Source organism: Pedobacter sp. SG908, from assembly GCF_011759615.1.
Taxonomy (GTDB): domain Bacteria; phylum Bacteroidota; class Bacteroidia; order Sphingobacteriales; family Sphingobacteriaceae; genus Pedobacter; species Pedobacter riviphilus.
In genome coordinates this window covers 1,230,787-1,256,514 of record NZ_JAAOYY010000002.1, presented here as the reverse complement: position 1 = coordinate 1,256,514, position 25,728 = coordinate 1,230,787, and the positions used below count along the sequence as shown (strand labels likewise).

At 38.6% G+C, this 25,728-nt stretch carries 20 protein-coding genes; 7 read left to right on the top strand and 13 right to left on the bottom strand.

The genetic code is table 11. The features are described from left to right. Positions 1–225 precede the first annotated feature (225 nt). Positions 226–1,206 (top strand): polysaccharide deacetylase, encoded by a 981-nt coding sequence (locus tag FHT21_RS20395; protein WP_167296543.1) that lies wholly within the window; start codon positions 226–228, stop codon positions 1,204–1,206. A 119-nt stretch (positions 1,207–1,325) separates the two neighbouring features. On the opposite strand, the gene FHT21_RS20390 is transcribed toward FHT21_RS20395, so the two are convergent. Together FHT21_RS20390 and ahcY are read right to left on the bottom strand one after the other, a co-directional pair. Further along, a complete protein-coding gene (locus FHT21_RS20390; RefSeq protein ID WP_167296542.1) occupies positions 1,326–1,667 on the bottom strand; it encodes a DUF6370 family protein in 342 nt (113 codons plus the stop codon). Positions 1,668–1,966: 299 nt separating this feature from the next. Beyond that, positions 1,967–3,283 (bottom strand): adenosylhomocysteinase, encoded by a 1,317-nt coding sequence (ahcY, locus tag FHT21_RS20385; RefSeq protein WP_167296541.1) that lies wholly within the window; start codon positions 3,281–3,283, stop codon positions 1,967–1,969. A 426-nt stretch (positions 3,284–3,709) separates the two neighbouring features. Between ahcY and FHT21_RS20380 the strand changes: the two genes are divergently transcribed. Next, entirely contained in the window at positions 3,710–4,159 is a 450-nt protein-coding gene (locus tag FHT21_RS20380) for a hypothetical protein (RefSeq protein WP_167296540.1), read from the top strand. 237 nt (positions 4,160–4,396) lie between these two features. After that, positions 4,397–4,825, top strand: coding sequence for a CBS domain-containing protein (locus tag FHT21_RS20375; RefSeq protein WP_167296539.1), 429 nt, complete (start codon positions 4,397–4,399; stop codon positions 4,823–4,825). A gap of 265 nt (positions 4,826–5,090) precedes the next feature. On the opposite strand, the gene FHT21_RS20370 is transcribed toward FHT21_RS20375, so the two are convergent. The 4 genes from FHT21_RS20370 to FHT21_RS20355 all read right to left on the bottom strand — a co-directional run bounded on the left by FHT21_RS20370 (position 5,091) and on the right by FHT21_RS20355 (position 9,445). Then, the gene (locus FHT21_RS20370; protein WP_167296538.1) at positions 5,091–6,539 is read right to left on the bottom strand and encodes a M20/M25/M40 family metallo-hydrolase; all 1,449 of its coding nucleotides are present in this window, start codon (positions 6,537–6,539) and stop codon (positions 5,091–5,093) included. Positions 6,540–6,601: 62 nt separating this feature from the next. After that, positions 6,602–7,237, bottom strand: coding sequence for a LysE family translocator (locus FHT21_RS20365; protein ID WP_167296537.1), 636 nt, complete (start codon positions 7,235–7,237; stop codon positions 6,602–6,604). A gap of 181 nt (positions 7,238–7,418) precedes the next feature. Then, positions 7,419–8,474: a TerC family protein gene (locus FHT21_RS20360; protein WP_167296536.1), complete on the bottom strand. Its 1,056-nt coding sequence runs from the start codon at positions 8,472–8,474 to the stop codon at positions 7,419–7,421. Next, on the bottom strand, positions 8,474–9,445 hold the full coding sequence (locus tag FHT21_RS20355; RefSeq protein WP_167296535.1) for a polyprenyl synthetase family protein: 972 nt from the start codon (positions 9,443–9,445) through the stop codon (positions 8,474–8,476). The genes FHT21_RS20360 and FHT21_RS20355 overlap by 1 nt, the downstream gene beginning before the upstream one ends. A 292-nt stretch (positions 9,446–9,737) precedes the next feature. On the opposite strand from FHT21_RS20355, the gene FHT21_RS20350 reads away from it, so the two are divergent. Continuing rightward, entirely contained in the window at positions 9,738–10,730 is a 993-nt protein-coding gene (locus FHT21_RS20350) for an alpha/beta fold hydrolase (protein ID WP_167296534.1), read from the top strand. A gap of 697 nt (positions 10,731–11,427) precedes the next feature. Here the strand turns inward: FHT21_RS20350 and FHT21_RS20345 are convergent. The 5 genes from FHT21_RS20345 to uvrA form a co-directional block, all read right to left on the bottom strand. Beyond that, complete coding sequence (locus tag FHT21_RS20345) at positions 11,428–12,393, bottom strand: YpdA family putative bacillithiol disulfide reductase (protein ID WP_167296533.1); 966 nt, start codon at positions 12,391–12,393, stop codon at positions 11,428–11,430. 126 nt (positions 12,394–12,519) lie between these two features. After that, positions 12,520–13,932, bottom strand: coding sequence for an MBL fold metallo-hydrolase (locus FHT21_RS20340; protein ID WP_167296532.1), 1,413 nt, complete (start codon positions 13,930–13,932; stop codon positions 12,520–12,522). Positions 13,933–14,299: 367 nt separating this feature from the next. Continuing rightward, positions 14,300–15,319: a type I asparaginase gene (locus FHT21_RS20335; protein ID WP_167296531.1), complete on the bottom strand. Its 1,020-nt coding sequence runs from the start codon at positions 15,317–15,319 to the stop codon at positions 14,300–14,302. A gap of 283 nt (positions 15,320–15,602) precedes the next feature. Then, positions 15,603–16,370: a TatD family hydrolase gene (locus FHT21_RS20330; RefSeq protein ID WP_167296530.1), complete on the bottom strand. Its 768-nt coding sequence runs from the start codon at positions 16,368–16,370 to the stop codon at positions 15,603–15,605. Between the two features lie 123 nt (positions 16,371–16,493). After that, positions 16,494–19,391 (bottom strand): excinuclease ABC subunit UvrA, encoded by a 2,898-nt coding sequence (uvrA, locus tag FHT21_RS20325; RefSeq protein WP_167296529.1) that lies wholly within the window; start codon positions 19,389–19,391, stop codon positions 16,494–16,496. Between the two features lie 343 nt (positions 19,392–19,734). On the opposite strand from uvrA, the gene FHT21_RS20320 reads away from it, so the two are divergent. Beyond that, the gene (locus FHT21_RS20320; RefSeq protein WP_167296528.1) at positions 19,735–20,436 is read left to right on the top strand and encodes a hypothetical protein; all 702 of its coding nucleotides are present in this window, start codon (positions 19,735–19,737) and stop codon (positions 20,434–20,436) included. 59 nt (positions 20,437–20,495) lie between these two features. On the opposite strand, the gene FHT21_RS20315 is transcribed toward FHT21_RS20320, so the two are convergent. Beyond that, positions 20,496–21,542, bottom strand: coding sequence for an iron-sulfur cluster-binding domain-containing protein (locus tag FHT21_RS20315; RefSeq protein ID WP_167296527.1), 1,047 nt, complete (start codon positions 21,540–21,542; stop codon positions 20,496–20,498). A 417-nt stretch (positions 21,543–21,959) separates the two neighbouring features. After that, positions 21,960–22,742 carry a lytic transglycosylase domain-containing protein gene (locus FHT21_RS20310; protein ID WP_167296526.1) on the bottom strand — a complete coding sequence of 261 codons (783 nt, stop codon included), beginning with the start codon at positions 22,740–22,742 and terminating at the stop codon, positions 21,960–21,962. A gap of 263 nt (positions 22,743–23,005) precedes the next feature. Here FHT21_RS20310 and FHT21_RS20305 point away from each other — a divergent pair, with 263 nt between their 5' ends. Both FHT21_RS20305 and FHT21_RS20300 read left to right on the top strand, forming a co-directional pair. Beyond that, a complete protein-coding gene (locus tag FHT21_RS20305; protein WP_167296525.1) occupies positions 23,006–24,481 on the top strand; it encodes a pseudouridine synthase in 1,476 nt (491 codons plus the stop codon). 122 nt (positions 24,482–24,603) lie between these two features. Beyond that, positions 24,604–25,713, top strand: coding sequence for a lactonase family protein (locus FHT21_RS20300; RefSeq protein WP_167296524.1), 1,110 nt, complete (start codon positions 24,604–24,606; stop codon positions 25,711–25,713). Positions 25,714–25,728 lie beyond the last annotated feature (15 nt).

Here is a 25,728-nt window from a genome sequence, read left to right as displayed (position 1 = left end):
GCGCGGACTAATGAACCAATGACCAGTGAACTAATAAACCAATTAAGCAACGTTTTTGCCGATAAAATAGAACACAACAAGCCATATTAATCCTTTAATCAGGAAGAATAAAAACCCCACTAGCCCCACTCGCTTAAACCACAATTTTACTTTTTCTTTGTTCATGGCGATGTTTGTAAAGATAATGGATTTGGCTTAAATTAGAAAGATTTTAAATAAGGAAATATGAAGTTATCTAAATCTTTACTCCTCACTTTTTTTTATATCTGCCTTTTCAGTTTGAAAATTTTCGCACAGAATTTTGATGATGTTAAACGTTATAGGGTTAATTTTGCCATAGCGTCACGCAGTAATGAAAACCTGATTGCATTAAGAAGTTTCACCGCAAATAATCAAAAATATTTATTGCTGGTGAATCCAGAAACTTTAGATACGAAAGTAGATCTGGCCAGTAATTATACCACAAGCAGCTTGCAGTTCCAGAATGTATTGGCAATTTTCAAAAACACGGCTTATGTCAAATCGATTGAGGCAGCTGCAGCTAAAGATCTGCAGCTTCAAAATGCGGGGATTGATCATGCCATCCCGAATGAAAAAGGGATCACTTTAACGATCGATCTTTGTCCATCACATAAGGCTTTAGACAGGATTATTTTTCAGGCTGTATTCGATGAATTTAAAAAAATAGAACAGCCTGCGCCGCTCGCGATTTCGGTTTCTGGTAAATGGATGCTTAAACATCAGGATGACCTGAACTGGCTGGAAAGTCTGGTTGAGAAAAAGGAACTGAACATTACCTGGGTAAACCATACCTACAACCATGAGGTAAATAAGCTGCCATTGGCAGAGAATTTTTTACTTGCACCGGGCACCAATTTAGATGTAGAGGTATTGGAAAATGAAAAACTAATGCTCAAAAATGGATTAACGCCATCTGTATTTTTCCGTTTCCCTGGCTTGGTATCGGATAAGACCATTGTCGAAAAAATTGAAGCCTACGGATTAATTCCAATTGGAAGTGACGCCTGGCTGGCCAAAGGGCAGCAGCCTATTGCGGGTAGCATTGTACTGATCCACGGCAATGGAAATGAAGAAATTGGTGTGAAAGATTTTATCCAGCTTTTAAAAACCAAACAGGCCGATGTAAAAAACAAACAATGGCTGCTTTTCGATTTAAGACAGGGATTGGAAAAGGAATTTGAATAACCTACTTTTAACCGCAAAGGACGCGGAGGGAAAGCGCGGAGCATGCAAAGCTTGGTTCAGATAGTTTTCAATCCAGCTTAGCGCTCTTTGCGAAAAGCTTTGCCTTCTTTGCGGTAAAACTATTTCTTAATCGGTAATAACTTTATTTCTTTGGCTTTAAAACGGTTATTCACAATTTCGCCTGTAACTTCTGCTTTGCTTACGGCATTGCAAAAACCATGTTCGCTATGTGCATCGCCAAAATCATCAATCCCTTTTCCATCAACAAAATAAGATTTACCATCTATTTTCACTGCTAACTCGCAATCTTTACCTTTCATTTTAAACTGGCATTCGCCACAGGCAATATCTACCGTTTGTTTGGTGATTACTTTTGCTGTTTCAGTTTTTTTAGGAGCGGTTTGAGCATTTGCAGAAACTGCAAATACGCCAAGAGCTAATGCAAATATTAACTTTTTCATCTCTTTTCTTTTTTCAAATGTAAGTTTTCCGCAGCAAAAGAATCACAATCTGCCGTAAAATAAACCTGATGGGGACGAGCATCCCGATTCTTCCATCGGGATAAAGTGTACAGCAGGACTGAAACCTCCGAAGAGAACAGGAACCAACGTTTTCTAAAAAACAAGAAACTCACCTAAGCTTTAGTGACACCCTGCCTTGCAGGCACCCCCCGGGGAGAGGGGAATAAAAAAAAGGGATATGCAATTTGCACATCCCTCTTCATAATATCGACTTCAGACTCTCGACTGAAGACTCAGGACTAGTACCTGTAAGTATCTGCTTTGAAAGGACCTTCTACCGGTACACCGATATAATCAGCCTGGTGTTGATCCAAAACATCTAATTCTACACCGATTTTTTCTAAGTGTAAACGGGCAACTTTTTCATCTAAATGTTTAGGCAAAGTATATACTTTGTTTTCGTAAGCGCCAGTGTTGGTCCAAAGCTCTAATTGAGCCAAAGTTTGGTTGGTAAATGAGTTACTCATTACAAAACTTGGGTGACCAGTTGCACAGCCTAAGTTAACCAAACGACCTTCGGCTAAGATGATTACATCTTTACCATCGATGGTATATTTATCAACCTGAGGTTTAATCTCCACTTTGGTATCGCCATAAGCACCGTTTAACCAAGCCATATCGATTTCGTTATCAAAGTGACCGATGTTACAAACAATTGCCTTATCTTTTAATGCTCTGAAATGTTGTTCGCGAACGATATCACAGTTACCGGTAGTGGTTACTACAATATCTGCTTCTTTAATGGCATTAGCCAGTTTTTTAACTTCATAACCTTCCATTGCAGCCTGTAAAGCACAGATCGGATCAATTTCGGTAACAATAACGCGTACACCTTGCGAGCTTAACGATTCTGCAGAACCTTTACCCACATCACCATAACCACAAACAACAGCCACTTTACCAGCCATCATTACATCAGTAGCACGACGGATCGCATCAACCAATGATTCACGGCAACCGTATTTGTTATCGAATTTAGATTTGGTAACCGAATCGTTTACGTTAATTGCAGGTAAGTGCAATGTTCCGTTTTTCATTCTTTCGTATAAACGGTGAACACCGGTAGTGGTTTCTTCTGATAAACCTTTAATGTTCGCAATTAATTCAGGGAAACGGTCGAAAACCATATTGGTTAAGTCGCCACCATCATCCAAAATCATGTTTAATGGTTGCTGCTCCGGACCGAAGTGTAAAGTTTGCTCAATACACCAGTCGAATTCTTCTTCGTTTAAACCTTTCCAGGCATAAACCTGAATGCCAGCAGCAGCAATTGCAGCAGCAGCGTGATCCTGAGTTGAAAAAATATTGCAAGATGACCAGGTAACTTCAGCACCAAGGGCCACCAATGTTTCGATTAATACAGCCGTTTGGATAGTCATGTGCAGACAGCCTGCAATACGCGCACCTTTTAACGGTTGTGATGGACCGAATTCTTTACGTAAGCTCATTAAACCTGGCATTTCTGCTTCGGCTAATTCGATTTCTTTACGGCCCCATTCTGCCAGTGAAATGTCCTTAACTTTGTAAGGGATATAAGTTGTCTCTACTGATGACATAATTATTTGTTTTTAAATGTGATGCAAAGTTACCACATCCCTTTGTGAAAGCCAAATAATTAAAAGTGCAAGGAAGTTTACAGATTGTAAAATAGTACTTCTATTTTTTCACCACCAGCTCCAATACTGCATGTCTTAGCCATTTTTTGAAAAGCAAGTCCTGTAGTTCTTAGCTCAGCTTCGGCCCTGCCATCCACTATAGTCCCAATTTTCAATTGAGAGCTGCCGTTCCTGTCAGGTTTAGATTACATAAAACTGTGCTCCGTTTGTAAACCCGAGAACAACTTAAAATAAAACTTTGATTTACAACTAATTAAGACAAATGGCAATTTAAAAAGAAAATATAATAAACCAAGTATCAGAAGAATCGATATTGAATTCCTAGTCAGCTTTGGATTAGCCAGTAATTTATGACTAATTTTAGCCGTGAAAAAAATATTAACGCCCCTCTTAATTGCAGTTTCTCTATTCGGCTGCAAAAAATATCCGAACGAATCAAGTTATGTAACTATAGCTTACGAAGTTGAAATTGGCTACCTTGATGGACAAAACAACTGGGTACAACCAACATCACTGCCTGAAAATTTCGAAGCTGAAATAAGTTTTACCAAACCAGATGGATCAACCCAAATCGAGAAAATTTCTGGCAGCAATCTTGGTGCTGGAGAACAATTAGATTTCGACAAAAATGGGCCTGTCAAAGATTTGAAGCTTACTTGGTCCTCTAATTTTGCAGCTTCAAGATTGAGATTTAATTGCGTTATCAGGAGATCTTTCTCAGTTGGTAAAATTACAACAGGACTTCTAGCTTCAGCCAAGAATTCGTCCAACGGTTCTCTGCAGACCACAATAGATGCAAAACCACTTAAACATTGATAAAATTTTTATTATTAGTTGGATAAAATATAATTTGAAAAGCAAAACTAGCAGTCCTTAGGTTAGCTTGGTTCTGCCATTCACTGTAGCTCCGATAGAATAAATCGGAGGCTGCCCTTCGCATAAGGTTTAGATTACATAAAACTGTGCTTCGTTTGTAAAGCAAGGAACAACTTAAAATAAAACTTTGATTTACAGCTAATTATTTCTTAAATTGTTATAACCAAATTAAGTTTTATGAAAAGCGTAAAACACTTGTTAGATACCAAACAGGTACGGATTATCTCGGTATCAGAAAATATTTCTGTTTTAGATGCCTTAAAAGTAATGACAGAAAAAAATATCAGCGCGGTATTGGTCATGGAAAATGATCGGCTACACGGCATTTTTACGGAACGCGATTATGCCAGAAAAATCATCCTTCAGGGTAAATCTTCAAAAGATACTTTGATTAAAGAAGCAATGACGAGCAGTCCGATCACCATTAATTTAAGCGATAGTATTGATTATTGCATGGAACTGATGACAAATAAACACATCCGTCATTTACCGGTTGTAGAAAACAGTGAAGTAAAAGGGATGGTCTCCATCGGTGATGTGGTAAAATTTATTATTGCAGATCAAAAACAGACCATTTCGCAATTGGAAAGCTATATTAGCGGTTAATGCCGAGTTGGATTATGTTGGTTGGTGAGACACCAACCAATAGATGAGACCTACGCTTTCACCGCTACTTTATCTTCAGTTTTACCTGGTTGGTGCATTTCGAGTTTTCCATTGTATTGTGCATCTAATTCAATTTCAATGGCCTCTGTTTTAATGTCGCCATTAACTTTACCTGTGTTTTTTATTTCGAGGTTTTGAGTTTTTATATTTCTGCTAGCAGCACAATTCTCCGAAGGGAAAAGGCAAGAAATAATCCATCAAATTATTATTTCCATCTCCACTCACCAGCAATACTCAGCGGCTCTTTTAGGTTTTGAGATTCCAAGAAAGCCCTTAATTCTTCTTCGCCCTGCACACCAACCGGAATTTTCGGCGTATTGGCTAAAGCGTAAGTTAACATGGCGCTGTAACGCACTGTATTTTTAAGCTCTTGCTCATCTACCAATTTAAAGCTATCGCCATCTGAGTGATAAAATGGACCAGAATTGTTTGGTAGTTTACCACCAAAACCACCACCTGTAGGTATCCCCTCTAACATAAATGGCTGATGATCGCTATGCAAACCTGCACCAGCATTAAACAGATTTTTGAAACCGGTATCAATTTTCACAATATCAGCTCCCCAAGCCGTAAACAAATCTTTCATTTCTGCACGTGAGGTAGAAAAGCCTTTTGGATCGTTGGTCATGTCGTAGTTCAACATAAACTTAACCTGGCTTAATGTTTTGTCTTTCTTAGCCTGATCAATGTACGCTTTAGAGCCTAACAAACCTTGTTCCTCCCCCATAAACAGCACAAACTCTACGGTACGTTTGGTTTTTAAATTCAGTTTTTTAAAAGTACGTGCCATATCCATAATGGCAAATGAACCGATTCCATTGTCGATGGCACCAGTGGCTAAATCCCAGCTATCTAAATGTCCACCCACTACAATTTTATCTTTAGGAAATTCAGTTCCTTTAAAAGTAGCTACTACGTTCCTAGCTTTGATTAAACCTGAGAAATTGGTCATGGCGATATGCGCGATCTGTGGCTGTGATTTAATTTTTTCCTTTAAGGCTGTACCATCTTCTAAACCGATACAAATTGCAGGGATTGAAATTAATTTACCCGTTACCGAAGCTGTTCCGGTTAAAAGTACTCCATCTTTTACGGTGTTGATAATAATCACCCCAATGGCTCCATATTTTGTTGCAATAGCGGTCTTTTCTGAGCGGTGCAATGATTTTGTACCAGCAGGAGAACCGGGTAATACACCAAGATAAATCAGTGCAATTTTACCTTTAAACTTCTCCGGACTGGCTTGATAATCTGCCTCCAATCCATTACCTGCATCTACTATCTCGCCAGTAACGTCTGCACTAACCGGCGAATGTGCTAAGGTAACCGCTTTCATTTTGGTCAGGTTGTTTTTATCGTTACCAATTTCTACGCTGATGGTTTTTCTGGCCCAGCTTTCTACTTCAAAAGGTTGAAATTTCACCTCGCAGCCATAAGATTTTAATAAATCAAAAGCATATTGCTCGGCTTTTGCGCCGTTTGTAGAACCCGTTAAACGGTGACCGATAGTTTCGGTTTCATATTTAAGTGTTTGATAAGCTTTTGAATTTTGCTGTACATCGGCATTGATCTTGGCAAAAACATCACCGAATTTATCCTGGGCATTTACAAACAAAGTGGTACAAAGAAGCGCTGAAGCGAAAAGATATTTCATTAGGAATAATAGTTTAGTTGCTGAAAGTACAAATTTTAGCCAGAGATTACTAGCTGTAACGCTTATTTTGCTTTGCTTAATGCCATCTTAAATGCCAAACCCATTAACACGCTTGCCATAAACCATTTTTGGACTTTAACCCATTTCGGACTTCTGGCAAAAAATACCGCCACTTTTGAAGCAGATAGTACAATAATTAAATTAATAGTAAAGCTTACCAAAACCTGCGTAATACCAAGCTGCAAACTTTGGGTCATAACAGAACCGTATTCGGATTTTATAAATTGAGGAAAAAACGAAAGATAAAAAACTGCCACTTTTGGATTTAGCACATTGGTTAAAAAACCTATACTGAATAACTTAGACGATTTATCGTGTGGTAAATCTTGCGGGGCTTCAAAAATACTTTTGCTATTGGGTTTAACGGCTTGATAGGCCAGGTACAATAAGTATAAAACACCAAGAATCCTCAAAGTATCATAAGCATAGGGTACTGCGAAAAGCACAGCTGTTAAACCAAAAGATACCATTACAATATGGAAAAGAAAACCGCAGATTACACCGGACAAAGAGATCAATCCTGCTTTTTTACCCTGGGTAATAGACCTGGAAATAAGGTACAACATGTTTGGCCCGGGACTTATCACCAATATCAAAGCTGCCAAAGAAAAAACTAGTAAGTTACTGAAAGGTATCATAATGCAGATCAATTTAGCCGTGTAGGAGTAGCATTCCGATTATAAAATAACTACTGCGCTAAATTAATAGATTATGAGGAAAAGTAAAGGCTAAAAATTTAATTGCAGAAGAAATTAAAGGTTATAATATCCTGTACCTCAACATGAATAATGTAATGACAATAGCCTTAGCTATTAATACCTATAGCTTAACGTGTGCTTTTTTCTTCGGAAAAGCCAAAGAAGCCACTATACTAATCACTAAGATACTCAGAATCACGATCAAAGAATGCTCCGTAGTGAAGCCCCATTTCTCCAGATAAGTATGCCCCAACATTTTTATCCCGATAAATGCCAATAGTACGGCTAATCCGGTTTTTAAATAATGGAATTTATGGATGATATTCACCAACAGGAAGAACATGGAACGTAAACCCATGATGGCAAAAATATTAGAGAAAAATACAATGTAAGGATCTTTCGTCACTGCAAAAATAGCCGGAATAGAATCTACAGCGAATAAAAGATCGGTAAACTCAACAATCAGCAACACCAAAAACAAAGGTGTTACCAGTGTTTTATGATTAATTTTTACGAAGAATTTTTTACCCTCATACTTTGGATGAATAGAAAATATTTTCGAGGCCCATTTTACTACAGGGTGATTTTCAGGATCAATTTTATCATCCTCATCTTTGCTGAAGAACATTTTTACACCAGTAAAAACAAGGAAAGCGCCAAAAAAATAGAGTATCCAGGCAAATTTTGCAATTAATGCTGCGCCAACAAAAATGAAGATGAAACGCATGATAATGGCACCTAAAATACCCCAGAACAATACACGGTGGTAATATTTTTCTTCAACAGCGAAAGCAGAGAAAACGAGTACGATCACAAAAATATTATCTACCGAAAGTGCATACTCAATTACATAACCCGTCAAAAACTCTAAGCCGAGGTTTTGTCTATAAATCGCCAAACTCCCTTCAAAATCATCAGGAATCAGCTTAATATGATGCTGATGGCTAATTACAATTTCTTTAAGATGTGCAAAATCCTTTATTCCATGGAGCTGGTGCCCTTCGGTTAACAGAATAAAGTAAAAACCGATGGCCAAAGCCACCATGATCAAACTCATTACTCCAGCCTGTTTTAAGCTCACCACATGTTCTTTTCTGCTAAAAAGACCAAGATCTAAAGCAAGAATCAGCACAATAAAAAGAAGAAAACCTAAGCTAAAAAGTAATTCGTTACTCATTATTTTTTACGTTCAGTGGTGTACAGTACAAGTTGTTCTAAACCAGTTCGTGCTTCGCCTGCCTCAAAACTGTGCAGGATATCGAAAGCTGAATGCTGGTATTCCAACATTTTCTGGTTCGCGTAATACACACCTTCATGGGCATTTACGAAATCTATAATCTGCTGAATTTTAACCGGATCGTCCTGGTGGTTTTTCACCAGGTTGATCATTTTTTTACGTTCAGTTTTTTCGGCTTTATTCAGCGCATAAATTAAAGGCAGCGTTACTTTCTTCTCTTTGATATCAATACCCAAAGGTTTGCCTACATCATCTGTCCCGAAATCGAAAGTATCGTCTTTAATCTGAAATGCAATTCCTACTTTTTCGCCAAACAGACGCATTTTTTCTATCGTTTCATCATCAGCACCTGCCGAAGCAGCGCCCGCAGCGCAACAAGAAGCAATTAAAGAAGCGGTTTTCTGGCGGATCACATCAAAATATAAATCTTCTGAAATATCCATCCTCCGCACCTTTTCTACCTGCAACAGTTCGCCCTCGCTCATCTGTTTCACCGCTTCCGATACAATCTGTAACAAACGGTGTTCGTTATTGTTTACCGAAAGCAACAATCCTTTAGCCAACAGGTAATCGCCAACTAAAACGGCAATCTTGTTTTTCCATAAAGCATTGATAGAGAAAAAGCCACGGCGCTCGTAAGCATTGTCTACCACATCATCATGCACCAAAGTAGCCGTATGTAAAAGCTCTACCAAAGCAGCCCCGCGATGGGTTGATTCTGTAATGCCACCACATAGCTTAGCCGCAAAAAACACGAACATTGGTCGCATTTGTTTACCCTTTTGCTTTACAATATAATGGGTAATCCTATCCAGCAACGGTGCGTCGCTATGCATAGATTCTTTAAAGGTTTTTTCAAACGCTTTAATATCAGCAGCAATAGGTGTTTTTATCTGTTCGATTCCCGGCATTAAGTCGAAAAATTTTGATTGCAAACTTAAGCTAATTTCCCATAAAAAGGTAATGTGTATTCGTATTATTCAGGATTTGAAAAGCAATAACAGTAATCCTCAACATCTTTTCTCCTGCTACTGCCCGTAGTTTACGCTCTCATGCTTCGGTCTGTGGGTTATTTGGCGCCATCAGGTTTAACATTATGGGCAAATGCAAACAAAAGCCCCTCGATACGATAATTAATTCCTCAAAAATATTAGCTTTATTTAATTTCAAATTTTACATTTAAACCAATATTTGGTGCCTAATATGAAAAAACGCTACAAAGTACTTATCGGCCTTTCGGCATTAATTGTTGCAGGCTACCTACTCGGGCCAAAACCCAAAAAACCGGTTTATAACAAAGAACTCACCCAGGTTCCCGATCTGGAAGATTTAGACCGCTATGTGGCCAGCATAGAATCGATGCACAAAATAAAGCCGGGTAACGAAGCTGAAATCATCTGGGCTGATCCCCTGCACAAGCAAACCGAGTATGCCATTGTTTACCTCCATGGTTTTTCGGCATCAAAAACAGAGGGAAACCCCGTTTACCTCAATTTAGCAAAAGAACTAAATGCCAATTTATATTTAGCGCGTTTGGCCGACCATGGCATTGATACACTTGCGCCTATGCAATATTTTACCGCCGATCGCCTTTGGGAAACCAGTAAACAGGCTTATGCCATCGGTAAAAAACTGGGCAAAAAAGTAATTTTAGTAGGCACTTCTACCGGTGGAACTGTCGCTTTAAAACTAGCGGCAACCTATCCTGAAATTAACAGTTTAATTTTATTGTCGCCAAATGTGGCCATTAACGATAAAAACGCCTGGCTTTTGAATAATCCATGGGGCTTACAGATTGCCAGGAAAGTGGTGGGTGGCGATGAGCGAAAAGTAGACGACCGCACTGACGAGTATAAAAAATACTGGTATACCAACTATCGCCTCGAATCTCTGGTAGAACTGGAAGAATTTATCGAGAGCAGTATGATAAAATCTACTTTTCAAAAAGTAAAACAACCCGTTTTAATGCTCTATTATTACAAAAATGAACTCGAGCAAGATCCTGTAGTGCGTGTAGATGCTATGCTGAAAATGTTCGATGAACTGGGTACGCCGACTCATTTAAAAAGAAAAGTAGCTATCCCCAACGCAGGAAATCATGTAATGGGATCATATATTACCTCGAAAGATTTGCCTAGTGTAAATGGGGCCATTGAAAGTTTTGTGGGGAGTACATTAAAGGTTCCGGTTCATTAATTAAATTTTATCAAGCGGTGCTCGTCACCCTGAATTTATTTCAGGGTCTATATTGCTAATTAGATGCTGAAACAAGTTCAGCATGACGACTGACATATTTACAAAATAAATCTAAATCACGCTCTTTATGAAAAACAAACCATTACTGCAGGAAATTTTATGGATTTTAAGCTGTACGATATTTACAATAATTATAGGTTTTGCCCTATTTGGGAAAACAATCTTCAGCGACTCTATTGATCTAAATCTGCACGACACCTATTTTGTTGTGGCTAGCCAGCACTTTTTAATCTGGTTTTTTATTGTTTTCTCTTTTATACTCTATTTCCTTAAAGAAAAGAGGTATTCTTTTAATCGAAAGTTACCATTTTTAATTTTTTCAATCTTAGGTTTAAGCTTCACGGCCTTAATAATTAGAGCAACTCCATTATTGGCTTTTCTTAATTTCCCATCACGGCGCGGGTGGAAAATTTACCCTCCGCTATCACTCCAAACAAAATCAGCCCCTGACATACTACCTGATGAGGGCTTTTTTTCTACTTTTTTAACGCCAATCAATTTTCTCATTTTATTTCAGATTATAGTCATCGCGTTAATGTTGTTTGCGGCTTATAAATATGGAAAATACAAGGGTAATTAACTTTAAAGACTTACGAAGTTATTCTACATTAATCCCCAGGCTAAACTTCGTAAGAAATTAACTCAGAATATTCTTCACAATCATTTCGGCGTGCACCCTTGAGTTTTCGATAAAAAGTTTGTGGGTATCTAACCCACCACAAACTACACCCGCCAGATACAAACCTTTTACATTGGTTTCCATCGTTTCTTCGTTGTAAACCGGACAAAGTGTTTCGGGTAATTCGATGCCGAATTTCCTCAGCATTCCAAAATCCGGTTGGTAACCGGTCATGGCAATTACAAAATCATTCGGGATGGTTTTTATTCCCGCTGGTGTTTTAATATCTACTTCACCCTCTCTTATTTCAATCAACTCGGAGTTAAAAAGTGCTTTAACCTCACCTTCTTTAATCCTGTTCTGTATATCCGGGCGCACCCAATATTTAACATGAGGGCCAAGATCGCCGCTGCGTACTACCATAGTTACCTTTGCACCTTTCCGATACGTTTCTAAAGCAGCATCTACACCAGAGTTATTGGCGCCAACCACCACTACATTCTGAAAGGCATATAAATGCGGATCTTTGTAATAATGCGTTACTTTCGGTAAATCCTCTCCTGGAACATTCATCACTAAAGGCACATCATAAAAGCCAGTGGCCACAATTACATTGTTAGCTGTATAGTTGGTTTTAGAGGTATTGATTTCGAAAACATTGCTATCGTTTTTAACAACCTGTTTTACGCTTTCAAAAAGATGGATATTTAAATCAAATTTTTCGGCCACACGACGGTAATATTCAACCGCTTCATTTCGGTTAGGCTTCGGATTAATGGTTACAAAAGGCACCCCTCCAATTTCTAGCTTTTGAGAAGTAGAAAAGAAGGTCATAAATACAGGATAATTGAACAGACTGTTCACCAAAGCACCTTTCTCTACAATTACATAGCTTAGATTTGCTTTTTGGGCTTCAATTGCACAAGCCATCCCTATCGGGCCAGCACCGATAATTAATATGTCGTAATGATTTTGATTTGCCAAATGGTTATATCTTAGGTTGTCATTCTGTCCAAAGGACTCCTACGGAGAGCCTGTCAAAGAACCTTAATTATATTTCGACTACATGTCCTGATTTATCGTGAAGCTCAATGTGACAATTGCTTTCTATTAAACTTTCATTGCTTTGCTTGGGCAGGCGAAATCGGTTCTTTTTAAACCGGTATTTTTAATTGCGCCGTAACCGCCGGCAACATCGATCACATTTTCTACCCCACGCGATTTTAAGATGGAAGCAGCAATCATCGAGCGGTAGCCACCTGCACAGTGAATGTAATAGGTAGCTTTTGGATTGATCTCGCCAGTCCAGTCGTTAATAAAATCTAACGGACGGCTCAGCGTAAATTCCAGATGTTCTGATTCATATTCACCTGGTTTACGTACATCAAGGGCTGTAATTTCGCCGTTAAAACTAGCTTTTTCAAATGCCTCTGCAGAGATTGATTCAATCGTATCGATTTCCTTGCCAGCATCTGTCCATCTTTCGAAACCGCCATCTAAATAACCAATGGTACTATCGTATCCTACGCGGGTTAAGCGGGTAATGGTCTCTTCTTCCTTACCTTGATCTGTAATCAGTAAAATTGGTTGCTGTAAATCGGTAATTAAAGCACCAACCCAAGGTGCAAACTGGCCGTTAAGACCAATATTGATTGAATTTGGAATAAAACCTTTGGCAAAAACCTGCGGATCGCGGGTATCAAGCATAATCGCTCCTGTTTGGTTTGCAGTATCTTCAAACTGCTGAGGTGTTAAAGCATTTAATCCTTTCTCGTAAACCTCATCAATACTTTCCACCCCACCTTTATTAATAGCCGCATTTTTAGCAAAATATTGTGGTGGTGGCAAAATACCATCTGTTACTTCTGCAATAAACTGCTCTTTTGTTTCGGCTTTTAAGGCATAATTTACTTCTTTCTGATGTCCTAAAGTATCGAAAGTTTCTTTACTCATGCTTTTGCCACAGGCAGAACCTGCACCATGCGCCGGGTAAACAATTACATCATCAGCTAAGGGTTTTATTTTCTCATTTAACGAATCGTAAAGCATTCCGGCCAAATCTTCCATGGTTAAATGACCTTTCTGCGCTAAATCCGGGCGACCAACATCACCAATAAATAAGGTATCGCCACTAAAAATGCAATAATCTTTTCCATTTTCATCGCTTAGTAAGTAAGTTGTCGATTCTAAAGTATGCCCCGGTGTATGTAAAGCAGTAATGGTTACCTTTCCAATTTTAAACTGTTCGCCATCTTTAGCAATATGCGATTTAAATTCGGTTTTAGCAGTTGGGCCATAGATAATTTCGGCACCGGATTTCTCTGCCAGATCTACATGTCCGGAAACAAAATCGGCGTGAAAATGCGTTTCAAAAATATATTTAATGGTGGCCCCTGCTTTTTCAGCTTTCTTTAAGTACGTTCCTACCTCTCTTAGCGGATCAATAATTGCAGCTTCGCCGTCGCTTTCGATGTAATAAGCAGCTTCTGCCAGGCACCCTGTATATATTTGTTCTATTTTCATGATTAATAAGTATTGTGTATTAAGTATCAAGACATGACCTTACGCCTTAACCCCTACACTTTGTACCTCTTTACTAGCAAAAATAGCGCTAAATACTTATATCCGAAATGATGATGGTCATAATTGCAGAAGTTTTACTTATTCCAGGGCAGACCTCTTAGTTTTAGGATACCTCATAGGTTTTTGAAAGGTGGTTTTGCGTTAGGGATTGTAAGGGTTCAGTGCCGATCCTTCATCGGCACCGGAGCGAAGCGCAGCCCTGAAAAGCCTGCCCCTTGCGTAGCTTGGGGAACGCCCAAATCAGTTTGCTGTTTCCAATTTACAGTTTTCGGTTCTAAACTTTTCCAAACCTCACAGGTTTGCGACATTAATCTTTAGTTAGCTCTCCACGAAGCGATTCTTCCATTAATTTGCGGCTTTCTTCTACCGATAAACCTAAGCCCATAACGAACATTAATTTGGTTACCGTAGCTTCGAAAGTTAAATCGTAGCCGCTTAATACGCCCATTTTCAACAGTTCTCTGCTCGTTTCGTAACGGCCCAGCTGAACTGAACCTTTTTTACATTGAGAAATGTCGATAATAATTTTTCCATTCAAAATAGCCTGACGCAAACTATCTAGAAACCATTGTGCCGTTGTGGTATTGCCAGAGCCGAAAGTTTCTAAAATAATGGCATCTACTTTCGAATCTGTTATCGCCTGAACAGCCTGTGGCGTTATGCCAGGATATAATTTCAGCACACCGATGTTCGAATTAAAATTGGTATGCAATTTCAATTCTCCTTTTGGTGCTTTGAGAATGTAATTTCTGTAAAACTGAAGGTGAACACCTGCTTCAGCAAGTATTGGATAATTTGGCGAGCGGAAAGCCTCAAACTTTTCACTATTGTATTTTATAGATCGGTTACCCCTAAATAATTGCGCATCAAAATAAATGCAAACCTCCGGAAAAAGTGCCTTACCGTCTTCTTTGGTCGCTGCAATTTCTAAAGCGGTAATCAGATTCTCTTTGGCATCAGTTCTGATTTCGCCAATTGGAAGCTGTGAACCGGTTAAAACAACAGGTTTAGCCAGATTTTCGAGCATAAAGCTCAATGCTGACGCTGTAAATGCCATAGTATCAGACCCGTGTAGAATAACAAAACCATCGTACTGATCATATTTATGATAAACAAGTTCGGCTAATGTTTTCCATATTTCAGGATCCATGTTTGAAGAATCCAATACGGGGTTGAAGGAATGCACATCTAAATCGTAATCTAAACGGCTCAATTCAGGAACGTTTTCTTTTATCTGCTGGAAATCAAATGGAATTAACATCCCATTTGTAGGATCGTTAACCATACCGATGGTACCGCCGGTATAAATTATAAGTATTTTGGTCATTTGGTTGGGTGAAGGTTGCTCACCGCAAAGAAACTAAAAAATTACAAATGATTAGCCTATATTCTTAAATTAACAATAAAAAAGCCAAAAAACGTTAATATATTGCCAATATAATAAATTTTATACCCATATTTTACAATACAAGAAATTACACACGATCATCATCCTGATCTGATAGCTATCAGTTTTGTTTCAGAACCTGATAAGAAAGATGCCGAACTAAATTCAGTAGGACAATCACGTAGAAAATTGCAGCCGGCGATTTACCGACCAATATGCGTATTTAAATCCCGAAAATTTTCTTCGAATTCTCTGTGGTTACATCTGCAATTTCTTCAATAGGAACACCATAAATATCGGCCAGTTTTTGGGCAACATAAATCAAATAACTGCTCTCATTTGGTTTGCCACGGAAAGGAACTGGTGCCAAATAAGGCGAATCTGTCTCTAAAACTAAGTTAGCTAAAGGAATTTCTGATAATACCAGATCCAAACCCGCTTTTTTATAGGTAACTACCCCACCAATACCTAAATAGAAATTTAAATCAATGGCTTGTTTAGCCTGAGCCAAATTACCAGTAAAACAATGAAAAATACCACGCAGTTTTTCGTCTCTTTCGCTTTCCAGAAGTTCGAAAACCTCATCAAAAGCTTCGCGACAATGGATTACAATTGGTAAACCTAAATCTTTTGCCCAGGCAATCTGTTTACGAAAAGCATCTTGCTGAATGGCCAAGGTAGTTTTATCCCAATACAAATCGATCCCGATCTCACCAATGGCATAAATTTTCCGATCAGAAATACTATTGTAAATTTCGTCTAATTGAGTAAGATAATCTTCCTTCACATCACAAGGATGTAAACCCGCCATTGCAAAACAACTTGCCGGATATTTCGCCACAAGATCATTTATCATGGCAATTGATTTTACATCAACATTAGGCAAAAACAAACGGTTAACGCTGTTCTCGAAACAGCGTTCCATCAACTGCGCTTGTTTCTCTGCATCCTGCTCGTAATATAAATGGGTATGGGTATCGGTAAAAATCATGTTTATAATGTAAAATGGGTAATAGAGCTTAAAGTTGTTCGTCATGCTGAACTTGATTCAGCATCTATTTGCACTAAGCCCCTGAAACAAGTTCAGGGTGGTGAACGATAGATGAACCCTGGACTATTTCTTCTTCTTTGACATTTTGACTTCGGACTTCGGACTACTACCCTCAGACTCCCAAGCCATTTCTTTTTTCAAAAATTTCCCGGTTAAGCTGATCGGGTTCTGGATCAAACCTTCAGGCGTGCCTTCGAATAAAATCCTTCCACCGCCAGCGCCGCCCTCTTCTCCCAAATCAATTACCCAATCGGCAACTTTAACCACATCTAAATTATGTTCAATTACCAAAATCGTATTTCCTTTATCAACCAGCTCTTGCAATACACCTAAAAGCACATTAATATCTTCGAAGTGAAGTCCGGTAGTAGGTTCATCTAAAATATAGAAGGTTTTTCCGGTATCTTTTTTAGAAAGTTCTGTCGCCAGTTTAACCCGCTGCGCTTCTCCGCCCGATAAAGTAACCGACGATTGCCCTAAAGTGATATAACCTAAACCAACATCTTTCAATGTTTTGATCTTCCTATAAATGATCGGGATATTTTCAAAGAAATTACAGGCATCTTCGATGCTCATATCCAGCACGTCACTGATCGATTTTCCACGGAAACGGACCTCTAAAGTTTCTCTATTATATCTTTTTCCACCGCATTCTTCGCAGGGCACCTGCACATCAGGCAAGAAATTCATTTCAATCACCTTTAAACCAGCTCCCTGGCAGGTTTCGCAACGGCCACCTTTTACATTAAAAGAGAAACGGCCTGGTTTATAGCCACGTATTTTTGCCTCAGGCAATTGCACAAACAGATTTCGGATATCAGAAAACACTCCTGTATAAGTAGATGGATTAGAACGGGGTGTTCTACCAATAGGCGCCTGGTCAATTTCAATCACCTTATCTATTTCTTTCAATCCATTAATTTTCTCGTAAGGCAAAGGTTGTTTTTTTGCCCTGAAAAAATGATGATTTAAGATCGGATACAATGTTTCTGTAATCAAACTCGATTTACCACTGCCCGAAACCCCGGTTACGGCAATAAATTTTCCCAAAGGAAAATCTACCGAAACTTCTTTTAAATTATGCCCAGTGGCTTTTACGATAGACAATTTATGTCCATTTCCTTTTCTGCGGTTTTTTGGCGTTTCAATTTTCTTTTTACCATTCAGATAATCGGCTGTTAAGGTTTTCGATTTTAGGATATCTGTTGCCGTTCCTTCTGCAACTACAGTTCCGCCGTGGATACCTGCCCCAGGACCAACATCAATTACCCAATCGGCTTCCAGAATCATATCCTTATCGTGCTCTACCACCAAAACAGTGTTTCCAAGATCACGGAGGTTTTTAAGTGCATTAATCAAACGCTCGTTATCGCGTTGGTGCAGCCCGATACTTGGCTCATCGAGGATGTACATTACGTTCATCAACTGCGAACCAATCTGCGTGGCCAAACGGATACGTTGTGCCTCGCCACCTGAGAGTGTACGGGCCGTACGGTCTAAAGTTAAATAAGTTAAACCTACATCTGTTAAAAAACCGATCCTGGCTTTAATCTCCTTTAAAATTTCTTTGGCAATAATATTCTGACGGTCGCTAAGGCGTTCATCAACTTTTTCAAACCACTGATGAAGATTATTGATATCCATCGATGAAAGCTCGAAAATATTTTTTCCATCAACCTTAAAATGAAGGCTTTCTTTTTTTAAACGGGCGCCATGACATTCCGGACAGGTTTTCAATTTTCTGAATTCGTCCATATCGTCAGATGCTGATTCGCTTCTCTTCTCGTTTTGCTCTTCTAGCATTTTAATTATCCCATCAAAAGTGATGTTATAATTCTGAACGTTCCATTTGTTGTATTCTACCTCAACTTTGATCAGATCAGGCGAACCGTTTAAAATGATATTGACTATCTCGTCGCTTAGTTTTTCGATCGGTGTAGAAAGCGAGAAACTGTATTTTTTAGCCAAAGCTTTTAATACCTGAAACATCCAAATGTCTCTATATTCGCCCAATGGTGCCAAACCGCCGTTTAAGATGCTTAGTTTAGGATTCGGGATCACCGATTCTTTGTCCACCACGAAGATATAACCCAAACCATCACAACGTTCGCAGGCCCCATAGGGCGAGTTGAATGAAAAACTATTTGGCTGGGGCTCATCGTAAGATATACCTGTGGTTGGACACATCAAAAACTTACTAAAATGCGCAACGTTATTGTCTTTGTCGCTGATCTTGATTACGCCCTTACCCATTTTCATCGCAGTTTGCAGTGAATCTAGCAGGCGTTTTTTATCTTTCACATCAATAATCAAACGGTCAATCACCACTTCGATATCGTGGATTTTATAGCGATCTACCTGCATTTTAGCGGTAATATCTTTTATTTCTCCATCTACACGAACCTTAACATATCCCTGTTTGCGGATCTGTTCAAAAAGCTCGCGGTAATGCCCCTTTCTACCTTTCACAACAGGGGCAAGAATATTTACCGCTACGCCATCAAATTTATTGAAGATATTCTGCAGAATCTGGTCTTCGCTCATCCGCTCCATCTTTTCGCCAGTATTGTACGAATAGGCGTCGGCAACACGTGCATAAAGCAAACGCATGAAATCGTAAATCTCAGTAATGGTACCTACGGTAGAGCGCGGGTTTTTACTGGTGGTTTTTTGCTCAATGGCAATAACCGGACTTAAGCCAGAAACCTTATCTACATCAGGCCGCTCCATCCCTCCCATAAACTGGCGGCTGTAAGCACTAAATGTTTCCATATAACGGCGCTGTCCTTCCGCATAAATAGTATCAAAAGCCAATGACGATTTACCGCTACCACTTAAACCCGTTATAACAACAAGCTGGTTGCGTGGAAAACTTACATCTATATTCTTTAAATTATGTACCCTCGCACCATATACTTCTACATCTTTTTGCTCGCCGAGGTCGATAGATTTGTTGCTCATATTTTATTTAAAGTTGGAGGCAAAATCGAGTCTTTAAAAAGACAAAATTTCAATCCGCAAAAATGCTAAAAATTTTATCAAAAAGAAAGTCAAAACCAATCTTGATTAAGGATTAATTGTCATATTGTAGACCTCTATTTCTAAGGAAACCAGAGGTAAACAAGAGAGAGAGTAAAAAAGCAAAAAAGTTTTCGTCATATTTCACAAACGCCGTAAATGATACAATGGTTTTGTATTTTTAGAGAAAAAAAATTGATGATCAAACGAGTTAAACCTTTATATTCGTTTATAACACAAAATCTTCTGTGCAAAGCACAATACTATTAACAGATTATCAGAAAGAGTGAAGGCCAAAGTATATTCCAATAAACAATTAATAGGGACAACCGACTTAAAAATTGGAGATGAAAGTATGGGCTGCGTTTTTGGTGCCTTCAATGCTAATGACAGCTATTTTAAAGACATACAAAAATCTGTTTGGGAAATCTACTCTACAAATGAACTTGATTACAAAAAGTGGAATTCGCTAAACTTTATTGTTCAGTTAGATAATGGATATTTTCTTAGTCCAAAGGGGGGCTTCACAATAGAAGATTTACCTGATTTCCCAAACGAGCCAAAACGAATTGACATTGCGGGACTTGAAGAATGTATAATTGAAGCCTTCTTTCTTCAAGAAACAGCAAGACCGTTTATCGAGGAACCTTGGGAAACAATCACCATTGAGCAGAAAATTACTTTTGAAGATGAATTAAACAAAGAAATAGGATTGGCGAACACATCTTTTTTTGATATTTTCAAAAGCAATAAAGCAAAACATATTCTTGCAGACTTTAAATTTTCAGCGCTCTGTAAATACGGCAGTAGTGATGATATTTTATTTGGTATAGAAAAACAAGGCTTTGATAAACAATTAGCTGTAATCCATTTAACCTGGAAAGGCAAACCAGAATTAGAGAATTTCCCAAAAATAATTTTTTATAAAGACCTTGACGAGTTTAAATACTTAAGAATGTACCCAGATAAAGTAGAATGGGAATATTAAAAATGGTAAAAACATTAAAGTAGTCCAATAAAAATATCGCAATAGCATTCATCACAAACCTACCACTCTATCGTTGTTCCATTCTCCGTTGGATGCCCGGTACAAACCAAAACCCTGCCTCTTTCCAATTCATCATCGGTAAGCACTTCATTATAATCCATTCTAACACCACCCTTGGTACAATTGGCCACACAGGTACTGCATACGCCCCCGCGACAACTATAAGGTAGTTTGATTTTATTTTCAAGCGCAACATCCAGAATTCTTTTTGGCCAAGGAATATCAAGGTGATAAATTTCTCCTTTAAAGTTTAAAATTATTGAGTAAGTATTTTTATCGACAACTTTTTCTGCAGAACCGTCGTCTTCATCCCGCTCATCTTCTGGCAACACAAAGGTTTCTCTTTTAATCTGTTTAATATCGAAGCCCATACCCAGCAAAGTAATCCTGCATAAATCCATATAAACGATCGGTCCGCAGCTATAAAACAGCGCATTGTTTCGATCAAAATGTAAATGCTCTTTGATTAGTTTTTCGATATAGAATTTATTTAGCCTGGCCGTCATTAAGTTCTTGCTGTTGCTAAAAACCCAAACAATCTTTAACCTTTCAGGATATTTTTTTTGCCACTCGTTCAGCTCATCATAAAACAACGCTTCCTCCATCGATCGGTTGCTATATACCAATGTAACCAACGATTTTTTCTCGCGCACCAATGCCGTTTTCAAAATCGAGAATAATGGCGTGATTCCTACTCCTGCTGCGAAGAGAAAAAGATCAAGCTCCAGGTTTTCATCAGGCAAATAACTGAACATCCCTTGTGGTTCTTGCGCCAACAGAATGTCGTTTACCGAAGTTTTATGGTGCAAAAACCTCGATATTTCTCCGTTTTCCACTCTTTTTACGGTAATGGCCAAAGGTTCATCCACATCAGGAGAGCTATTAAAAGAATATGAACGCCTGATTTCCTTATGTTTCCCCTGAAAAACCAACGAAATAAACTGACCGGCTAAATACTTGGGGTATTGTTGATCTACTTCCTCAAATTGAAAAGTAATATTATCGCCAGGTTGATTTATGATTTTATTAATGCGCAGTTTGAACATAACACAAAGAAAGTAAATTGATTTATTAGTTCAATCGTTCATTGGTCATTAGTTCATCATTAGGGTTTAGGAAAAACACTGGTCAGGCAAGTTTGTGTTTGATAATAATGAAAAACATATGATAATGACTAATGTATTTAGACTCACATGTGATTAAATGACCTTCTATTTCTTATATGGTAAAACTATTCCGTGTTAATCTGTGTTTCCGTGGCAATAAAATTCATTGGTTTATTTGCAATTGGTTCATTGGTTAGCATGATGCGGAAAATTTCTGTGTTATCAGTAGCTCCTGAAAAAAGTGGTTAGCAAAAAAACCGAGTAATCCAACAATCTGTGTAATCACTTTCAAAAAAAAAGCGTCCCGATTCGAAAACCGGGACGCCTTACCAAATGCTTGTCTTTATCTTAATTAGGTTATTCGCCGTTGTAGGCCAATAATACTCTCGGTTTTGCGTAACCGTAACGTTTCGGATGTTCCATAATCTGTTTCATGGAGATTACTTTATAAACATAGCCACCGGTTTCGCGGTTCAGCTTCATTTTGTAATAATTATCCTGATTTTGATTATTGATTTGCTTGCGCAGGCGTCCGTCGCCGATGTTGTAAGCTGCAGCAACTAATGTCCAGCTTTCTAGCCCTTGATACATTTCTTTAATGTATTTGCAAGCAGCGATAGTCGATTTACGCAAGTTATAGCGTTCATCAACATCTCCGTTTACTCTTAATCCATAGGTACGGGCTGTGCCTGGCATAAACTGCCAGATTCCGGCTGCACCTTTTGGAGAAACCCCTTCTGCCATTCCAGATTCGACCAAGGCCAAATACTTAAAATCGTTGGGAATTCCGTAAGCAGCAAGAATTGGCTCAATTACAGGGAACCATTTTGCAGCTTTTGCATGCAATTTATTGGTTTGTGTGTTTCCGTAAGTGTGTGCTGCAAGGATTTTTTTCATTTTGCGTTCTACCTTTTTATCGCCTAATGGCAGGGTTTCATCTGCAAAATTTAACTGTGCCATTAAAGATAGCGGCTTTTCCGCATTTTCAACTTTTAGGCTATCAGATTTGGGTATTGTAGTGTTTAATTTTTCTTCTTTTAAAAGACTTTTTTGTGCTAAGGGCATTTGGTAAGCGAACACTTTTGCCAAGATAAATAGTGTTGCCACTACCGCAAATGGTACGATGTGTTTCTTTAACATTTTCCTCCTTTTTTTGGTGAACTTATATAAAAACGCTGGCAAAGCTAAAAAATAATAAGCACATAATCAAATAGTTACAAAATTACCTGCAAAAATCGCTGTTTAAAGCACTTTAAACAGCGATTTTCAATTTTGATTTTTAACCATTTTTTCTTATTTTAGGGGTTATTTTTTTATCCGATTTTTTCGCTCTGGAAATTGTTATGTTCAGCTATTTTTTATAAATTTGCAGCCCGCATTTTTAATGTGGTTAAAAGCGTATCATGATAAATAAAAACAACAGGAACAGTCGGGATGACAAGTCCAAACCAGGCAGCCGGAGAACAGAAGGCAGAAGTAATTCGGCCGGGTCTGACAGAAGAAGATCAGACGACAAAGACAGCAAATTCAAAAAATCATCCGATTCGAAGGATGGCTTCAAATCTAGAAGCACAGACAGTAAAGATTTCAAATCAAAATCTTTCGGAGACAAAAAAGATTTCAAACCAAGATCAGGCGGACGTGATTTCAAATCGAAAGATTCAGAACCACAGAGTTTCAAATTTGGCGATCGTGAGTTTAAATCAAAAGATACTGGTTCAACTTTAGAAGACCGCGGCTTCAAATCAAGAGGTGATGGATCAAGAGAGTATAAACCAAGAACCGGGGATAGAGATTTCAAATCAAGAGAAGGAGGTTCAAGAGATTATAAACCCAGAACAGGTGACAGAGACTTTAAACCAAGAGAAGGTGGAGCAAGAGATTACAAGCCAAGAACAGGAGAACGCGATTTCAAATCTAAGGATGGAGATTCGAGAGATTTTAAACCGAGAACTGGTGGGTACAAGGATTTCAAATCGAGAGGTAAATCGGATGGTTTTAAACCAAGTGCCGGAAGCTCAAGAGATGTAAAACCAAGAGAACCGAAAGATGGCGATATCCGTCCGTTTAGAAAACGCGAAGAGGCACAGCCAAGAGATACAGAATTTAACCGCCCACAACGTACTGTAATTACCCAAGGCCGCAAAACAAATGAAGATAAAGGCCTAATTCGCCTGAACAGATATATTTCAAATGCAGGCATCTGCTCCCGTCGTAAGGCTGATGAGCTAATTGCTGCCGGCATTATTACGGTAAACGGCGAAGCCATTACCGAATTAGGACATAAAGTTGACCCTGCAAAAGATTTAGTGCGCTATAATGGCGAACTATTGAAGCGCGAGAAGAAAGTTTACGTTTTATTGAATAAACCAAAAGATTACATCACCACTACCGACGATCCGCAGGAGCGCCGTACGGTAATGCAATTGGTTGACAAAGCGAGCCGCGAGCGCATTTATCCGGTAGGCCGTTTAGACCGTAATACAACAGGTTTATTGTTGATGACAAACGATGGTGATTTAGCAGATAAATTATCCCATCCTAAAAACGGGATTACCAAAATTTACAATGTTGAATTGAATAAATCTTTATCGCAAGGTGATTTAAACAAAATTGCTTTTGGTTTAGAGCTGGAAGATGGACTGATCAAACCCGATAACATTTCTTATGTTGCGGGTGGAACCAAAAAAGAAATCGGCATCCAGATCCACAGTGGTAAAAACAGAATTGTTCGTCGTATTTTCGAACACCTGGGTTACAATGTAGAAAAATTAGACCGTGTAGTATATGGTAATCTGACTAAGAAAGACCTGCCACGTGGCAGATGGCGTTATCTTGAAGATCATGAATTGATCCAGATTAAACACTTAATAAAATAACATAAAAAGGCAGCCAATTGGTTGCCTTTTTTGTTGCTTGCTAAAAAGAGGCCATCTTCTGGGTTTTCTGTACCTCCGTAGCCAACTTTCTTTATATTTGTCAAAATCAACATCATCGTTTCATGAAAAAATTTAGTTCATTACTTGCGCTCACTATACTATCTACCTTAACATTTGCTCAAAAAACCAACTACAACTTGATTGTAGGTACCTATACAGCGCCGGGAAAAAGCGAAGGGATTTATACATATAACTTCAATGTTTTAACAGCGTCTGCTACTGTAAAAAGCATTGCAAAAAACATCGCTAATCCAAGTTACGTAGCCGTTTCACCCGATAATCAATTTATTTATGCCGTTAATGAAACCGGAGCTACCAGCACAGTAAGTGCTTTTAAATACAATGCAACAACTGGCGCTTTAACTTTTTTAAATAGAGTAGACAGCCAAGGTGCCGATCCATGTTTTATTACCGTTGATGCCAAAAATGTAATTGTGGCCAATTATAGCGGAGGCAGTTTGGCGGTATTTTCACGAAAAACAGACGGGACTTTAACTAACGCTTTACAAACGATCAAACATACCGGAAAAAGCATCGATCCTAAAGGCAGGCAAGAAAGCGCACATGTACATATGGTTAAATTTACGCCAGACCATAAATATTTAATGGTTAACGATTTGGGCGAAGATCAAACTTATATTTACAACTATAACCCTACCTCGAAAGAAAAAATATTAACCCTTAAGTCGGTAATTAAAACCACCGCAGGCACTGGCCCGAGGCACATCACTTTTAGTCCAAATGGAAAATTCGCCTATTTAGCACATGAATTTAATGGCAGCATAACAGTTTTCTCTTATTCGAATGGAAGCTTAACCAAAATTCAGGAAATTGGTACTACGCCGAAAGATTTTAGTGGAAAAATTGATGGTGCCGACATCCATGTTTCGGCTGATGGAAAATTCCTTTACGAAACCAACCGTGGAGATGCCAATAGCATATCTACCTTTTCAATTCTGCCTACCGGAAAATTGAAATTCATCGAAACGGTAAGCACGCTGGGTAAGGGACCAAGGAACTTCACGATTGATCCGACCGGAAAATTTCTATTGATCGGCCATCAATACACCAACAACATCGTTATTTTTAGCCGAAATAAAACCACGGGCAAATTAACCGATAGCGGTAAACGCATTGATGTTGGCGCACCAGTTTGTTTGGTTTTTAATTAATCACCTAAATTAAGC

What these genes read in the sequence shown, in the direction of transcription:
- FHT21_RS20395 (WP_167296543.1), top strand. Translation starts at nt 226, where the DNA reads ATGAAGTTATCTAAATCTTTACTCCTCACTTTTTTTTATATCTGCCTT.
- FHT21_RS20390 (WP_167296542.1), bottom strand. Translation starts at nt 1,667, where the DNA reads ATGAAAAAGTTAATATTTGCATTAGCTCTTGGCGTATTTGCAGTTTCT.
- ahcY (WP_167296541.1), bottom strand. Translation starts at nt 3,283, where the DNA reads ATGTCATCAGTAGAGACAACTTATATCCCTTACAAAGTTAAGGACATT.
- FHT21_RS20375 (WP_167296539.1), top strand. Translation starts at nt 4,397, where the DNA reads ATGAAAAGCGTAAAACACTTGTTAGATACCAAACAGGTACGGATTATC.
- FHT21_RS20370 (WP_167296538.1), bottom strand. Translation starts at nt 6,539, where the DNA reads ATGAAATATCTTTTCGCTTCAGCGCTTCTTTGTACCACTTTGTTTGTA.
- FHT21_RS20365 (WP_167296537.1), bottom strand. Translation starts at nt 7,237, where the DNA reads ATGATACCTTTCAGTAACTTACTAGTTTTTTCTTTGGCAGCTTTGATA.
- FHT21_RS20360 (WP_167296536.1), bottom strand. Translation starts at nt 8,474, where the DNA reads ATGAGTAACGAATTACTTTTTAGCTTAGGTTTTCTTCTTTTTATTGTG.
- FHT21_RS20355 (WP_167296535.1), bottom strand. Translation starts at nt 9,445, where the DNA reads ATGCCGGGAATCGAACAGATAAAAACACCTATTGCTGCTGATATTAAA.
- FHT21_RS20350 (WP_167296534.1), top strand. Translation starts at nt 9,738, where the DNA reads ATGAAAAAACGCTACAAAGTACTTATCGGCCTTTCGGCATTAATTGTT.
- FHT21_RS20340 (WP_167296532.1), bottom strand. Translation starts at nt 13,932, where the DNA reads ATGAAAATAGAACAAATATATACAGGGTGCCTGGCAGAAGCTGCTTAT.
- FHT21_RS20335 (WP_167296531.1), bottom strand. Translation starts at nt 15,319, where the DNA reads ATGACCAAAATACTTATAATTTATACCGGCGGTACCATCGGTATGGTT.
- FHT21_RS20330 (WP_167296530.1), bottom strand. Translation starts at nt 16,370, where the DNA reads ATGATTTTTACCGATACCCATACCCATTTATATTACGAGCAGGATGCA.
- uvrA (WP_167296529.1), bottom strand. Translation starts at nt 19,391, where the DNA reads ATGAGCAACAAATCTATCGACCTCGGCGAGCAAAAAGATGTAGAAGTA.
- FHT21_RS20315 (WP_167296527.1), bottom strand. Translation starts at nt 21,542, where the DNA reads ATGTTCAAACTGCGCATTAATAAAATCATAAATCAACCTGGCGATAAT.
- FHT21_RS20310 (WP_167296526.1), bottom strand. Translation starts at nt 22,742, where the DNA reads ATGTTAAAGAAACACATCGTACCATTTGCGGTAGTGGCAACACTATTT.
- FHT21_RS20305 (WP_167296525.1), top strand. Translation starts at nt 23,006, where the DNA reads ATGATAAATAAAAACAACAGGAACAGTCGGGATGACAAGTCCAAACCA.
- FHT21_RS20300 (WP_167296524.1), top strand. Translation starts at nt 24,604, where the DNA reads ATGAAAAAATTTAGTTCATTACTTGCGCTCACTATACTATCTACCTTA.